The organism is Pseudomonas fluorescens, assembly GCF_900215245.1.
In the GTDB taxonomy this organism is placed as follows: Bacteria; Pseudomonadota; Gammaproteobacteria; order Pseudomonadales; family Pseudomonadaceae; genus Aquipseudomonas; species Aquipseudomonas fluorescens.
Window position 1 is genome coordinate 3841977 of the sequence record NZ_LT907842.1, and the last position, 14418, is coordinate 3856394.

A 14418-nucleotide genomic window follows, 5' to 3' on the forward strand; every position below is an offset into this window, starting at 1 on the left:
ATGGGCGACAAACGGATAGATCTCACTCGACGTATCGAAATAACTCACGCGTCGGCGCAGGCGTCCTTCAGCCATTGGCTGAAGCACTCCGCCGCTTCGCTGGTGGGGCCTTGGGGGGTGATCAGCCAGTAGCCGATTTCGCTGTGATAGGGCGGCCATTCAAAGGCTTCCACCAGGCTGCCGTCCGCCAGCTTGCGCTCGATCAAGCGGTGACGGCCCATGGCGATGCCCTGGCCGGCCACGGCGGCTTCGACCACGATGTTGTAGTCGTGCAGCAGCACGTGCGGATGCTGCTTGAGGTCGACTTGGAAGTGCGCAGACCAATCCGTCCACTCGAAGGGGCGGTGCGAGGTGGCCATCAACAGCGCGCCGTTGTCTCGCTGGTTGGCCTTGAAGGCCGGGCTGCACACGGGTGAGATTACTTCAGGCATCAGCCGGGTGGTTTGCACATCGGGCCAATCGCCCTTGCCGTAACGGATGGCCAGGTCGACCTCGGCGGCGGCGACGTTGGCCAATTGAATCGCCGGCAGCAACTCCACCTGGATATGCGGGTAGCGGTTGAGAAACCCGGCCAGACGCGGGGCCAGCCACAGCGTGGCGAAGGATGCCAGCAGGCCGACACGTAATACCGTGACACGGGTCGCCACCCGTTGGGTGCGGGTGGCGGCGGCAATGGCGTCGAGGGCGGGGCGGATTTCGTCGTAGTAACGTTGGCCGTCGGCAGTCAGATCGATCGCACGGGTGCGTCGGATAAACAGTGGTTTGCCCAGATGTTGTTCGAGCTTTTGCACTTGGTGGCTGAGTGCGCTCTGGGTAACCGACAGCTCATTGGCGGCCTTGATAAAACTCAAGTGCCGCGCCACCGCCTCAAAAGCGCGCAGGGCCAGCAGCGGCGGAAGGTCATTGTGCAGTGCCAACTGAGTGCGCCTACCGGTTAAGGGGGGAAAGTGTCGATTTTGGGCGATGTGCTTCCTTTTGTCGCCCGCAGATTCTTCCGTCGTAGTTTGGGGATGTGTCTTACATCTCCCCGGGCAGCTGTGCGCAAAGCTCTGTGTCTTTTTTGAGACGGTAGAGCGATGAAAAATCCTATAAAGGCAACGGTGATCGGCTTGGCTATTTCAATCGGCCTTTGCGCGGCGGCCGCCGCCAATGAGTCTCCGCTGGTCGGGGCCTGGAAGCTGGTCGGTTATGAGGTCGAGTCCCAGGACACCCGTGAGAAAATCCCGGCGATGGGCAGCCGTCCGTCCGGGCGGGTTATTTTTACCGCGGATCATCGCGTGGCTTTCGTGTTGACCGGTGAGGGGAGAAAAGCCGGCGCGTCCGACGCAGAAAAATCAGTGCTGTTGAATACGCTGGTGGCTTATACCGGAATTGAGCGGGTCGACGGCAATCAATGGTGCACAGCGGTTGATTCTGCCTGGAATCCGCAGTGGGTGGGAACGGTGCAATGCCGCGATTTTCAGGTCAGGGGCGACACGCTGGAAGTGCTGACGCCTTGGCGCCAAATGCCTAATTGGCCGGGGACTACACGTTCCATCATCACGTTTGAGCGCGATAAATAAGCGCCAGGAGAGGCAAGTACGAGGATTTTCACCCTGGCATTTGCTGTCGAGCGGGAGAGGCCGCATTATTGAGCCATTCCCGCCACGACGTAAGCCCAGCCATGAGTGAAGATGACAAACTGATCGACTTGAATGCCGAACGCGCCAAACGTGTGCATGACTTGAATGACAAGCGCCTGAATGAAGTTCGCCAGGCATTTGAGCAGGCGATGCCGCTTGGTAACGTTAAGAAAAAACCCAAGAACAAGCCGAAAAAGCGTTGAAACAGCCTGCATCTGTTGATGCAGGTCAGTTATTACCCTTCTTTAAGCCCCGTTCCGGGCGACATTGATCCCGGTCAATTTTCCAATCCGCCTTCTCCATTAACTTAGCCCTATCGCAACAGGGCATGAGCACAGGAGGCCGGTCATGTTTTTCGATAATGTGGTGTTTGCCGGGGTGCTGACCGTCAGCCTCATGGTGCTGTTTTTTGTAGGGTTTGGAATTTTTATCTGGAAAGACGCGAAAAAGCGTAAAGAACCCTAAGTCTTTCCGGATTACATGAGCACGCAAGGCATTTTGGGCGACTTCGGTCGCCCTTTTTTTTGCCTCGGATTTAGTTGCACTCATGAATAGGCGGCATAAAAAAAGGTGCGATCCTCATCGAGGTCGCACCTTCTTTTTCAGCGGTGGGCTATCAATTACCCAGCGCCTTGGAGGCCAACCAGAACAACCCGGCTGACAGGCCTACGGTTGCCGGCAAGGTCAACACCCAAGCCATCAGAATGGTCTTCACCGTGCCGCCTTGCAGGCCGCTCTTATTGGCAACCATGGTGCCGGCCACGCCTGAAGACAGTACGTGAGTGGTGGAAACCGGCAGGCTGAAGATGTTGGCCAGGCCAATCATGCTCGCCGTGGTGATCTGCGCCGACATGCCCTGGGCGTAGGTCATGCCCTGCTTGCCGATCTTCTCACCGATGGTCAGGACCACACGCTTCCAGCCGACCATGGTGCCCAGGCCCAAGGCCAGTGCGACCGCGAGGATCACCCAGAACGGTGCGTACTCGGTGGTGGCGGTCAGGTCTTTGCGCAGCTTGTCGAGGTCGGACTTCTCACGCGCATCCAGGCCCGGCAGCTTGCCGACTTTCTTCGCGGTATCGTCCAGGCACAGCAGGTAGCGGCGCACTTCAATTCGGTGGTCGGAGGTCAACGAATGGTAGTCGGAGACACCTTTGAGCGTTTCCATCAGCGCGCTGATGGTTGGCTCGGTCTGCTGCGGGTTGCACTGGAACTTGCCCGGCAGGTCGTCTTTAACACTTTTACCCAGTGCCAGGAACTCGCCGAGCGTGGCGTTGTTACGCTGGTAGAACTGGCTCAAATGCACGGTGGCGTCGCGGGTCCGTTCGATCTGGTAGGTGGTGCTGCCCAGGTCGAGTACGAACTGTGCCGGTACGATACCGATCAGTACCAACATGATCAGGCCGATGCCTTTCTGACCATCGTTGGAACCGTGCACGAAGCTCACGGCCATCGCGGAAATGACCAGCACCAGGCGGTTCCAGAACGGCGGGTGCTTCTTGTCGTCAAGCTTGCGGCGTTGGTCCGGGGTCTTGTGCATTTTCGACAGCGGGCGCCACCACTTCAGGCCCAGCAGCACCAGGGCTGCGACCAGGAAGCCAGCCATCGGCGAGAACACCAGGGAGGCGCCGATATCGATCGCTTTCTGCCAGTTCACACCGTCAGCCAGGGGGATATCGTTGATCAGGGCATTGGCCAGGCCGACACCGAGGATCGAGCCGATCAGGGTGTGGGAACTGGAGGCCGGGATACCGAAGTACCAGGTGCCCAGGTTCCAGGTGATCGCCGCTGCCAATAAAGAGAAGACCATGGCCAGGCCGTGGCCGGTATTCACATTGATCAGCAACTCCACCGGCAGCAAGTGCACGATGGCGTAGGCGACACCGACACCACCGAGCAACACGCCGAGGAAGTTGAACACCCCGGAGAAGAACACGGCCAGGTGCGGCGGCATGGCTTTGGTATAGATGACTGTGGCCACCGCGTTAGCGGTGTCATGAAAGCCATTGATGAACTCGAAGGCGAGGACAAAGGCCAGGGCGAGCAACAGGCTCACTAGAACCCAAGCATCCAGTCCGCTGAATAAATCGATCATGAAGGTTTTCTGACCCGGTCGTAAGGGGGCGCGATTATGCCAGAAAACCTCAGTAATCGATGCATTAGCTGCTCATCGGTAACAATCTTCATTGAAAAAATGTCGGCGAAAGCGGCGCATCCCAGGGTTTTCGGGGGTTTGGCAAGTCTTTGATTTATAAAGTGCCGGGTCGAAAACACGCGGTTTTGTCACGCAAACGTCATGTCTGAAACATTTGTATGAAATTTCGCTGATAGCAGCAGGACGCTGACCAGTTTCGTGTCAATGCGAGGAGCCCTCCGCCGGTGGTGGGCCGGCAGAGACAGCAAGACCCTGGACTCTGAGCGAAGCGCTTATGGCTCTTCGGCTTTGAGTTCCTGTTCAATCTTTTGGATTTCCTGGGCAAATGCCTGATCCAGCAAACTGGCGCGCTTGCGCCATGGTTTGCGCTCCGGCTCAGGCTGAGCGGCGTAGGTGGTGACTTCCCCGCCGTAAACGTCCTTGTAACGTTGTTCCTGGCGCTCAAGTTCCGCGCGCAGTTCGTCTTTCGTCACAGTGTTACCTAATTGAGATGAGTTGAGCTTATTGAGTGTGCAGCGTCATACCTGAAAGGCGTCCTCGGGATGTTTCAAATTGAACGGTAGAACCATTCAAGTTTGAAAGGCGGCCAAAGGGCAGATCTTTTAAGCGGGTACTTGTGACCTGTGATGCATGCGACGGCATCGCCTGGTGAGCTCCCATCCCGATTGTGATAACGGGCCGACCTCTGCACAGGTTGCATTATAGCGGCGCATTTGAATAACACTATCATCGTGAAGTTAAAAAGCGTCAATGCTGTGTGAGGGTTTTGTTACATGTGAACGTCGGTATTTGCAAAAAGCGCCGTCATCAATGTGCGCGTTTCTAAATGTCAGCATGAATACTCGAACTTTATGACGCTATCAGACAAACCCTAAACTTGAGGTGTCGAGACTGACCCGCGCGCGCTCGCCAAATTGCGATAATCGCATGATCGTCCGATAATCGCCCAATGTTGCCGGTGCTGCCTTGTACATCCCGGCTGGCGCGGCTTGTAATAGCGGCCAACCCTCCCAGCGGTTGAAAATAAGAGAAGGACCCTGAAATGAACGATCAATTGCGCAACTCCTTCGCGTCAGTGGCGCCGCCGATCGTGGCTTCACCGGCCAAGCGCATCCAGGCGTTTACCGGTGATCCGGACTTCATGACCTCCCTGGCGCGTGGCCTGGCTGTGGTCCAGGCGTTTCAGGAGCGCAAGCGCCACCTGACCATCGCCCAGATCAGCCACCGTACCGAAATCCCCCGCGCCGCCGTGCGTCGCTGCCTGCACACCTTGATCAAGCTCGGTTATGCCACTACCGATGGGCGTACCTACTCGCTGTTGCCCAAAGTCTTGACCCTGGGCCATGCCTATTTGTCGTCCACGCCACTGGCCGTGTCGGCCCAGCCGTACCTGGACCGCATGAGCGAGCAGCTGCATGAAGCCTGCAACATGGCGACACTGGAAGGCGACGACATCCTTTATATCGCGCGTTCCGCCACCACTCAGCGCCTGATTTCCGTGGACCTGTCGGTGGGCGGGCGCTTGCCGGCCTATTGCACTTCCATGGGCCGAATCCTGCTCGCCGCGCTCGATGACGCTTCGTTGCAGGACTACCTCGACCACGCCGAGCTGCAGACCAAGACCAGCCGTACCCTGACCACCCCCGAAGCGTTGTTCGAGTGCTTGCAACAAGTGCGTCAGCAAGGCTGGTGCATCGTTGACCAGGAACTGGAGCAGGGCCTGCGCTCCATCGCCGTGCCGGTGTATGACGCCTCCGGCCAGGTGTTGGCCGCGCTGAATGTCAGCACACACGCCGGGCGGGTCAGTCGCAGTGAGCTGGAGCAGCGTTTCCTGCCGAGCATGCTCAGTGCCAGCCGTGAGTTAAGTGCGCAATTGTTTGCCTAAGGTGTTCGGTGACCGCACAGATCCAGGCTTGATCAATTGACGGTGTTTCCCAAGGCTTATTAATGTGCGGCAGCGCTCTCAGCGTCGCCCCAATAATAATGACGGCCCCAGGCCGCCAGCCCGCCATCGGTGTGGAAATAACAATAATGAATCAACCTTCTGTCGGTATTAACCTGGACGTGCAGTCCTTTATCAATGCCCAGCCGCTGTCGCGCTATCAGTGGCGCGTGGTGATCCTGTGTTTCCTGATCGTCTTCCTTGATGGCCTCGACACCGCCGCCATGGGGTTTATTGCGCCCGCGCTGTCCCAGGATTGGGGGATCGACCGCGCCAGCCTCGGCCCGGTGATGAGTGCTGCGTTGATCGGCATGGTGTTTGGCGCACTCGGTTCCGGCCCGCTGGCTGACCGCTTCGGCCGCAAAGTGGTGTTGGTCGGTGCGGTCCTGGTATTTGGCGCGTTCAGTTTGGCTTCGGCCTACAGCGCCAATGTCGACCAACTGCTGGTGTTGCGCTTCCTGACCGGCCTGGGCCTGGGCGCGGGGATGCCGAACGCGACAACGCTGCTCTCCGAATACACCCCCGAGCGCCATAAATCGCTGCTGGTGACCAGCATGTTCTGTGGGTTCAACCTGGGCATGGCCGGTGGCGGGTTTATCTCGGCCAAGCTGATCCCGGCGTTCGGCTGGCATAGTTTGCTGCTGATCGGCGGCATCCTGCCGTTGCTGCTGGCGGTGGTGCTGTTGGTGTGGTTGCCGGAATCGGCGCGTTACCTGGTAGTGCGCAATCGCGGCACTGACCGGGTGCGCAAGACCTTGTCACCCATCGAGCCCAACCTTGTCGCCCAGGCCAGCAGTTTCAGCGTGCCCGAGCAAAAAACCGTCAAGGCCCGCAACGTCTTCGCGGTGATCTTCTCCGGCACCTACAGCGCCGGCACCTTGTTGCTGTGGCTTACCTACTTCATGGGCCTGGTGATTGTTTACCTGCTGACCAGTTGGTTGCCAACCTTGATGCGCGACAGTGGCGCCAGCATGGAACAGGCCGCGTTTATCGGTGCCTTGTTCCAGTTCGGCGGGGTACTGAGTGCGGTGGGTGTGGGCTGGGCAATGGACCGGTTCAACCCGCACAAGGTCATCGGCATTTTCTACCTGCTTGCCGGGGTGTTTGCCTACGCGGTAGGTCAGAGCCTGGGCAATATCACGCTGCTGGCGACCCTGGTGCTGATCGCCGGGATGTGTGTCAACGGTGCGCAATCGGCGATGCCATCCCTGGCCGCACGTTTCTACCCGACCCAAGGTCGCGCCACGGGCGTGTCGTGGATGCTCGGCATCGGCCGCTTCGGCGCGATCCTCGGCGCGTGGATGGGCGCCACCTTATTGGGCCTGGGCTGGAACTTCGAGCAAGTGCTGACGGCGCTGGTGATCCCGGCCGCATTGGCCACCGCAGCGGTGGTGATCAAAGGCATGGTCAGCCATGCGGATGCCACATAAAAACGGTCGCCATTCCTGTGGGAGCAGGCGTGCTTGCGATGCAAACGACGCGGTCCAACAGGTGGGCCGAGTCGATGCGATCGCAGGCACGCCAGTGCCCACACAGACCGCGCCCACGGGCGGATGGCGGTTTTTCAGAAACGGTTAGCTAGACAACAATCCGTTCGATAATCGAACAGTGAGTCGATTATCGGATTGTTCGGCCCATGGCCACGGCTTAACCTTCAAGCACTTCGGCGCGACCTCAGCGCCTTTTTCGATCAACACCGGGAGCCCGACCCCATGGCTGAAATTCTTGCGCTGCGTGACGCCGTGAAGCAATTCGTGAACGACGGCGATACCGTCGCACTCGAAGGCTTTACTCACCTGATCCCTACCGCAGCGGGTCATGAAATCATTCGTCAGGGCAAGAAAGACCTGACGCTGGTGCGTATGACGCCTGACCTGATCTACGACCAGTTGATCGGCGCCGGTTGCGCCCGCAAGTTGATTTTCTCGTGGGGCGGCAACCCGGGTGTGGGTTCTCTGCATCGCCTGCGTGACGCAGTCGAGAAGCAGTGGCCGCAACCGTTGGAGATCGAAGAGCACAGCCATGCCGACCTGGCCAATGCCTACGTCGCCGGTGCCTCGGGCCTACCGTTCGCGGTGCTGCGCGCCTACGCCGGTTCCGATCTGCCCAAGGTCAACCCATTGATCAAAAGCGTGACCTGCCCGTTCACCGGCGAAGTGCTGGCGGCGGTGCCGTCGGTACGTCCGGACATCACCGTGATCCACGCCCAAAAGGCCGACCGCAAGGGCAACGTGTTGCTCTGGGGCATTCTCGGCGTGCAGAAGGAAGCGGCCTTGGCGGCCAAGCGTTGCATCGTCACGGTGGAAGAAATCGTCGATGACTTGAACGCGCCGATGAACAGCTGTGTGCTGCCGACCTGGGCCCTGACTGCGGTGTGCCATGTGCCCGGCGGTGCGCACCCGTCCTACGCCCACGGTTACAACGAGCGCGACAACCGTTTCTATCAGGCGTGGGACCCGATCGCCCGCGACCGTGAGACCTTCACCGTCTGGATCGACGAATACATCCATGGCACCGCCGACTTCCGTGAATTCCAGGCCAAGCTGGCCGCCGCGCAGGAGGCCAAGTAATGGCTTACTCGACCAATGAAATGATGACCGTCGCCGCCGCGCGCCGCCTCAAGAACAACTCGGTGTGCTTCGTCGGCATCGGCTTGCCCTCCAAGGCCGCCAACCTGGCACGCCTGACCTCGTCGCCGGATGTGGTGCTGATCTACGAATCCGGCCCGATAGGCGCCAAGCCGTCTGTATTGCCCCTGTCTATCGGCGATGGCGAGTTGGCGGAAACCGCTGACACCGTCGTACCGACCGGTGAGATTTTTCGCTACTGGCTGCAAGGCGGGCGTATCGACGTCGGCTTCCTCGGCGCCGCTCAGGTCGACCGCTTCGGCAACATCAACACCACCGTGGTCGGCGATTATCACCACCCCAAAGTGCGCCTGCCAGGTGCCGGTGGCGCGCCGGAAATCGCCGGCTCGGCCAAGAGCGTGCTGATCATCCTCAAGCAGTCGGCCCGTTCGTTTGTCGACAAGCTCGACTTCATCACGTCGGTCGGCCACGGTGAAGGTGGCGATTCGCGCAAACGCCTGGGCCTGCCGGGGGCCGGTCCTGTAGGGATTATTACCGACCTGTGCATCATGGAACCGGAGGAGGGCACCCACGAGTTTGTGGTGACCGCGTTGCACCCTGGCGTGACCCGTGAGCAAGTGATCGCGGCCACCGGTTGGGCGATCCGCTTTGCCGACCAGGTGAGCACCACCGCCGCGCCGACCGACGTAGAACTCACGGCCTTGCGTGATCTCGAAGCACGCACCGCCGCCGCCCATGGCCAAGCGCCGGGAGAAGCCTGATGCGCGACGTATTTATCTGTGACGCCATCCGCACGCCCATCGGCCGGTTTGGCGGTGGTTTGTCCACGGTACGCGCCGATGACCTGGCCGCCTTGCCGATCAAGGCACTGGTCGCGCGCAACCCCTCGGTGGATTGGACTGCCGTTGATGAGGTGTTTCTTGGCTGCGCCAACCAGGCCGGTGAAGACAACCGCAACGTCGCGCGCATGGCGCTGTTGTTGGCGGGCCTGCCGGAGAGCATTCCGGGTGTGACCCTCAACCGCCTGTGCGCTTCGGGCATGGACGCCATAGGCACGGCGTTTCGCGCCATCGCCAGTGGTGAAATGGAGCTGGCGATTGCCGGTGGCGTCGAGTCGATGTCACGCGCACCGTTCGTGATGGGCAAAGCTGACGCCGCCTTTTCACGCGCCATGAAACTGGAAGACACCACCATCGGCTGGCGTTTTATCAACCCGCTGATGAAGGCCCAATACGGCGTGGATGCCATGCCGCAGACCGCTGATAACGTGGCTGACGACTATAAGGTGTCACGCGCCGACCAGGACGCCTTTGCCCTGCGCAGCCAGCAACGTACCGCCGTCGCGCAAGCCGCCGGGTTCTTCGCTGAAGAAATCGTGCCGGTGCGCGTCGCCCATAAAAAAGGCGAAACCGTTGTGGATCAGGATGAACACCCTCGCGCGGACACCACGCTGGAGGCCCTGGCCAAACTCAAACCGGTGAATGGCGCCGACAAAACCGTCACTGCCGGCAATGCTTCTGGCGTGAACGATGGCGCGGCAGCGCTGATTTTGGCCTCGGCTGAAGCGGTCAAGAAACACGGCCTCACCGCCCGCGCTCGGGTATTGGGCATGGCCAGTGCGGGTGTCGCGCCGCGGGTGATGGGCATCGGCCCGGTGCCGGCGGTACGCAAACTGGTGGAGCGCCTGGGGTTGGCGGTCACCGACTTTGACGTGATCGAACTCAACGAAGCCTTCGCCAGCCAGGGCCTGGCGGTGCTGCGTGAGCTGGGTATTGCAGATGACGCGCCTCAGGTGAACCCGAACGGCGGCGCCATCGCCCTCGGCCATCCGCTGGGTATGAGCGGCGCGCGTCTGGTATTGACGGCGTTGCACCAGCTGGAAAAAACCGGCGGCCGCAAAGGCCTGGCGACCATGTGTGTGGGCGTGGGCCAAGGCCTGGCCCTGGCAATTGAACGCATCTAATAAGAGAGGATTGCTCCATGAGTGACAAGCCTGGATATCGGCGCCCGCAAGCGGGCACTCAACCGGATTACCTGCACCCGGCCTACCAGTCGACGAACCTGCGTTCGCCGTCCAAGCCGTTGGTGTTCCTGCCCCATTCCTTGTCGGAAATCACCGGCCCGACTATCGGCGCCGAGCGGGTTAACGAGAAGGATAATGACCTCACCGCCCAGCACGATGGCGAGCCCCAGGGCGAACGCATCATCATCCATGGCCGCGTGCTGGATGAAAACGGTCTGCCCGTGCCGGGCATTCTGGTGGAGATCTGGCAGGCCAACGCCGCCGGTCGCTACAACCACAAGCGTGACCTGCACGACGCGCCGCTGGACCCGAACTTCACCGGTACCGGCCGCACCGTCACCGACGCCGATGGCTGGTATCAGTTCCAGACCATCAAGCCTGGCGCCTACCCATGGGGCAACCATCACAACGCGTGGCGCCCGGCGCATATCCATTTTTCGCTGTTCGGCCCGAGTGTGCTGACGCGTCTGGTGACGCAGATGTACTTCCCCGGCGACCCATTGCTTGAATATGACCCGATCTATAACTGTGTGCCGGACACCTCGGCCAAGCAGCGCTTGATCGCCCGCTTCGACCTGGAAAAAACCATTCCTTCCTATGCCCTCGGCTACCGCTGGGACATCGTCCTGCGCGGCCGCGACGCCACGCCGATGGAGAAATGAGATGACACTCAACGCGACCACGTCCCACACCGTTGGGCCGTATTACCACATCGGCCTGACCTGGCTGAACCGCGAAGACTTGACCGTGCCCGCGACCCTGGGCGAGCGCGTGGCGATCAGCGGGCAAGTAGTGGACGGCAACGGTGATGTCGTCAACGACGCCATGCTTGAAGTCTGGCAGGCCAATGCCGCCGGTAAATACGACCACCCGGAAGATGAACAGGAAAAGGCTGTCGACCCGAACTTCGAAGGCTTTGGCCGGGTGCCGGTGGACGCCGAAGGGCGTTTTCGATTTACCACCATCAAGCCGGGCAGCGTGCCGGGCCTGAACGGCACGACCCAGGCGCCGCACCTGGTGGTGCTGGTGTTTGCCCGTGGCTTGGTGAAGCACTTGCTGACGCGGATTTATTTTGACGGTGAAGCGCTCAATGGCGATGACCCGTTACTGGCGTGTGTGCCTGCAGAGCGGCGCAGCACCTTGATTGCCAAGGCGGATGCAGACGGTGTGCATCAGTGGAATGTGATTTTGCAAGGCACGGACAAGGAAACGGTGTTCTTCGACTATTGAGTCGGCTTAAGGGCCTCATCGCAGGCAGGCCCGGCTCCCACAGGTGATTACGGTCAAATGTGGGCGCCGGGTTTGTCCGCGATGCGGCCCTTGCAGGCAACCGATATGCAAAAGTCTGCTTGCGGAACATGGTTGTTGCAAAGTATGTCTAGGCTATAACCGTTCCCACTGAGTGAAAAAACATGACAACAACAACGAGTCACTACACCGGAGAAGAACGCAAAAAACGGATTTTTGCGATTGTCGGTGCTTCCTCCGGCAACCTCGTCGAATGGTTCGACTTCTACGTCTACGCGTTCTGCGCCATTTACTTCGCCCCGGCGTTTTTTCCGTCGGATGACCCAACGGTCCAACTGCTCAACACCGCCGGCGTATTCGCCGCCGGGTTCCTGATGCGGCCTATCGGCGGCTGGCTGTTTGGCCGGGTGGCCGACAAGCACGGGCGCAAAAACTCGATGATGATCTCGGTGCTGATGATGTGCGCCGGTTCCCTGGTCATCGCGTTCTTGCCCACTTATAAAGACATTGGCGCCTGGGCCCCGGCCTTGCTGCTGGTAGCACGCCTGTTCCAGGGCTTGTCAGTGGGTGGCGAATACGGCACCACGGCCACCTACATGAGTGAAGTTGCCCTCAAGGGCCAGCGCGGTTTCTTCGCTTCGTTCCAATACGTGACCCTGATCGGCGGCCAGTTACTGGCGGTGCTGGTGGTGGTGATCCTGCAACAAATCCTCACCGAAGACGAATTGCGCGCCTGGGGCTGGCGGATTCCATTCGTGATCGGCGCGATTGCCGCGGTGATTTCGCTGTTGTTGCGACGCACGCTCAAGGAAACCACCAGCAAGGAAATGCGTCAGGACAAGGACGCCGGCAGCGTCGTCGCGCTGTTTCGCGACCACGGTAAAGCGTTCGTGACGGTGCTGGGTTATACCGCCGGCGGCTCGCTGATTTTCTACACATTCACCACTTACATGCAGAAGTATTTGGTGAACACCGTTGGCATGCACGCCAAGACGTCGAGCTACATCATGACCGGCGCGCTGTTCCTGTATATGTGCATGCAGCCGCTGTTCGGCATGTTGGCGGACAAGATCGGCCGACGTAATTCGATGCTCTGGTTTGCCGGCCTTGGCACCCTGTTTACCGTACCGATCCTGCTGACCCTGAAAACCGTCAGCAGTCCGTTCCTGGCCTTTGTGCTGATCACCCTGGCCCTGGCGATTGTCAGCTTCTACACCTCCATCAGCGGCCTGGTCAAAGCGGAGATGTTTCCGCCCCAGGTGCGTGCGTTGGGCGTGGGCCTGGCCTATGCGGTGGCGAATGCGGTGTTTGGCGGTTCGGCGGAAGTCGTCGCGCTGAGCCTGAAGTCCATCGGCATGGAAAACACCTTCTATTGGTACGTCACCGCGATGATGGCGGTGGCCTTCCTGTTCAGCTTGCGCCTGCCGAAAGAGGCGGCGTACCTGCATCACGATTTGTAAGGGATGAGTTATGACACTGCGCACGAGCAATCAAATGTTCGACGCCTACTTCACCGCTGACAGCATGGCTGAGGTGTTCTGCGACGAGGGGCGTTTGCAGGGCATGCTGGATTTCGAAGCGGCGCTGGCCCGGGCGCAGGCCGGGGTCGGGTTGATTCCGCAGGCCGCGGTCGCACCGATTGCCCAGGCGTGCCTGGCGTCTTTGTATGACGTGGATGCCCTCGGCGTGGCGATTGCCACGGCGGGCAACTCCGCGATTCCGCTGGTGAAGGCGCTGGGCAAATTGATTGCCAGTGAAGACGCGGGGGCCGAGCGTTATGTGCATTTGGGCGCGACCAGCCAGGACGTGATGGACACCGGCCTGGTCCTGCAATTGCGGCGCGCGGTGGGGTTGATCGAAACCGACCTGGCGCAATTGGGCGAGGTGCTTGCGGCGCAAGCCCAGCTTTACGCGCAGGTGCCGTTGGCCGGCCGCACCTGGTTGCAGCACGCCACACCGGTGACGCTGGGGATGAAAATTGCCGGTTGGCTGGGCGCCGTGACACGCAGTCGTCAGCGCCTTGCCGAACTGAAGCCACGCTTGCTGGTGCTGCAGTTCGGCGGTGCGTCCGGCACCCTGGCGGCGCTCGGCGAACACGCCATGCCCGTCGCCGAAGCCTTGGCGGCTGAGTTGCAACTGAGCCTGCCCGAGCAACCCTGGCACACCCAACGTGACCGCCTGGTGGAGTTCGCCAGCGTGCTCGGCTTGATCGCCGGCAGCCTGGGTAAAGTGGGGCGTGATATCAGCTTGTTGATGCAGACCGAGGCGGCCGAGGTGTTCGAGCCGTCGGCGCCGGGTAAAGGTGGCTCGTCGACCATGCCACACAAACGCAACCCGGTCGGTGCGGCCGTGCTGATCAGCGCTGCCACACGCGTACCGGGCCTGGTGGCGACGATGTTCAGCGCCATGCCCCAGGAACACGAGCGCAGCTTGGGCCTCTGGCATGCCGAATGGGAAACCCTGCCGCAGATCTGCCGGTTGGTGTCCGGCGCCTTGAAACAGGCGTTGCTGATCAGCGAAGGCTTGGAAGTCGACCCCGAGCGTATGGCCCGCAACCTTGATTTGACCCAGGGCCTGGTGCTGGCCGAAGCCGTCAGCAGTGTGCTTGCCCAGCGCCTGGGGCGCGAGACCGCGCACCACCTGCTGGAACAATGCTGCAAACGTGCCGTCGCCGAACACCGCCATTTGCGCGCGGTGCTGGCGGATGAGCCGCAGGTCACCGCCGAGCTGTCGGCGGCCGAACTCGACCGTCTACTCGACCCGGCCCATTACCTGGGCCAGGCCCACACTTGGGTCACCCGTGCGGTGACCGACCATTTTGCATTGACCGCGTAAGGAGACCG

Annotated in this window: 15 protein-coding genes; 12 read left to right on the top strand and 3 right to left on the bottom strand. The window is 60.5% G+C overall.

Annotation, left to right across the window (positions count from 1 at the left end):
* Positions 1-44: 44 nt before the first annotated feature.
* The gene (locus CPH89_RS17810) at positions 45-917 is read right to left on the bottom strand and encodes a LysR substrate-binding domain-containing protein (RefSeq protein ID WP_053254809.1); all 873 of its coding nucleotides are present in this window, start codon (positions 915-917) and stop codon (positions 45-47) included.
* Between the two features lie 159 nt (positions 918-1076).
* Between CPH89_RS17810 and CPH89_RS17815 the strand changes: the two genes are divergently transcribed.
* The 3 genes from CPH89_RS17815 to ccoM all read left to right on the top strand — a co-directional run bounded on the left by CPH89_RS17815 (position 1077) and on the right by ccoM (position 2087).
* On the top strand, positions 1077-1562 hold the full coding sequence (locus tag CPH89_RS17815; protein WP_053254810.1) for a lipocalin-like domain-containing protein: 486 nt from the start codon (positions 1077-1079) through the stop codon (positions 1560-1562).
* 101 nt (positions 1563-1663) lie between these two features.
* Entirely contained in the window at positions 1664-1825 is a 162-nt protein-coding gene (locus CPH89_RS30395) for a hypothetical protein (RefSeq protein WP_096236836.1), read from the top strand.
* Between the two features lie 145 nt (positions 1826-1970).
* Entirely contained in the window at positions 1971-2087 is a 117-nt protein-coding gene (gene ccoM, locus CPH89_RS30770; protein ID WP_053254811.1) for a cytochrome c oxidase subunit CcoM, read from the top strand.
* Between the two features lie 151 nt (positions 2088-2238).
* Here ccoM and CPH89_RS17825 read toward each other — a convergent pair whose 3' ends face one another.
* Positions 2239-3714, bottom strand: coding sequence for an inorganic phosphate transporter (locus CPH89_RS17825; protein WP_053254812.1), 1476 nt, complete (start codon positions 3712-3714; stop codon positions 2239-2241).
* A gap of 332 nt (positions 3715-4046) precedes the next feature.
* Complete coding sequence (locus CPH89_RS17830; RefSeq protein ID WP_003172389.1) at positions 4047-4247, bottom strand: hypothetical protein; 201 nt, start codon at positions 4245-4247, stop codon at positions 4047-4049.
* 569 nt (positions 4248-4816) lie between these two features.
* Here CPH89_RS17830 and pcaR point away from each other — a divergent pair.
* From pcaR to CPH89_RS17875, 9 genes are all read left to right on the top strand, one after another.
* On the top strand, positions 4817-5659 hold the full coding sequence (gene pcaR, locus CPH89_RS17835) for a pca regulon transcriptional regulator PcaR (RefSeq protein WP_034103970.1): 843 nt from the start codon (positions 4817-4819) through the stop codon (positions 5657-5659).
* Between the two features lie 146 nt (positions 5660-5805).
* Positions 5806-7146 carry a 4-hydroxybenzoate transporter PcaK gene (locus tag CPH89_RS17840; RefSeq protein WP_053254813.1) on the top strand — a complete coding sequence of 447 codons (1341 nt, stop codon included), beginning with the start codon at positions 5806-5808 and terminating at the stop codon, positions 7144-7146.
* Between the two features lie 282 nt (positions 7147-7428).
* Positions 7429-8286 carry a CoA transferase subunit A gene (locus CPH89_RS17845; RefSeq protein WP_053254814.1) on the top strand — a complete coding sequence of 286 codons (858 nt, stop codon included), beginning with the start codon at positions 7429-7431 and terminating at the stop codon, positions 8284-8286.
* A complete protein-coding gene (locus tag CPH89_RS17850) occupies positions 8286-9065 on the top strand; it encodes a CoA-transferase subunit beta (protein ID WP_053254815.1) in 780 nt (259 codons plus the stop codon). Before CPH89_RS17845 ends, CPH89_RS17850 begins: the two co-directional genes overlap by 1 nt.
* Complete coding sequence (gene pcaF, locus CPH89_RS17855; protein ID WP_171902627.1) at positions 9062-10267, top strand: 3-oxoadipyl-CoA thiolase; 1206 nt, start codon at positions 9062-9064, stop codon at positions 10265-10267. The genes CPH89_RS17850 and pcaF overlap by 4 nt, the downstream gene beginning before the upstream one ends.
* Positions 10268-10284: 17 nt before the next feature.
* Positions 10285-10989, top strand: a complete 705-nt coding sequence (gene pcaH, locus CPH89_RS17860; protein ID WP_053254817.1) for a protocatechuate 3,4-dioxygenase subunit beta — start codon at positions 10285-10287, stop codon at positions 10987-10989.
* A 1-nt stretch (position 10990) separates the two neighbouring features.
* Entirely contained in the window at positions 10991-11557 is a 567-nt protein-coding gene (gene pcaG / locus CPH89_RS17865; RefSeq protein WP_053254818.1) for a protocatechuate 3,4-dioxygenase subunit alpha, read from the top strand.
* Between the two features lie 182 nt (positions 11558-11739).
* Positions 11740-13035 (top strand): MFS family transporter, encoded by a 1296-nt coding sequence (locus CPH89_RS17870; protein ID WP_053254819.1) that lies wholly within the window; start codon positions 11740-11742, stop codon positions 13033-13035.
* Positions 13036-13045: 10 nt separating this feature from the next.
* The gene (locus CPH89_RS17875) at positions 13046-14410 is read left to right on the top strand and encodes a 3-carboxy-cis,cis-muconate cycloisomerase (RefSeq protein ID WP_053254820.1); all 1365 of its coding nucleotides are present in this window, start codon (positions 13046-13048) and stop codon (positions 14408-14410) included.
* Positions 14411-14418: the final 8 nt, after the last annotated feature.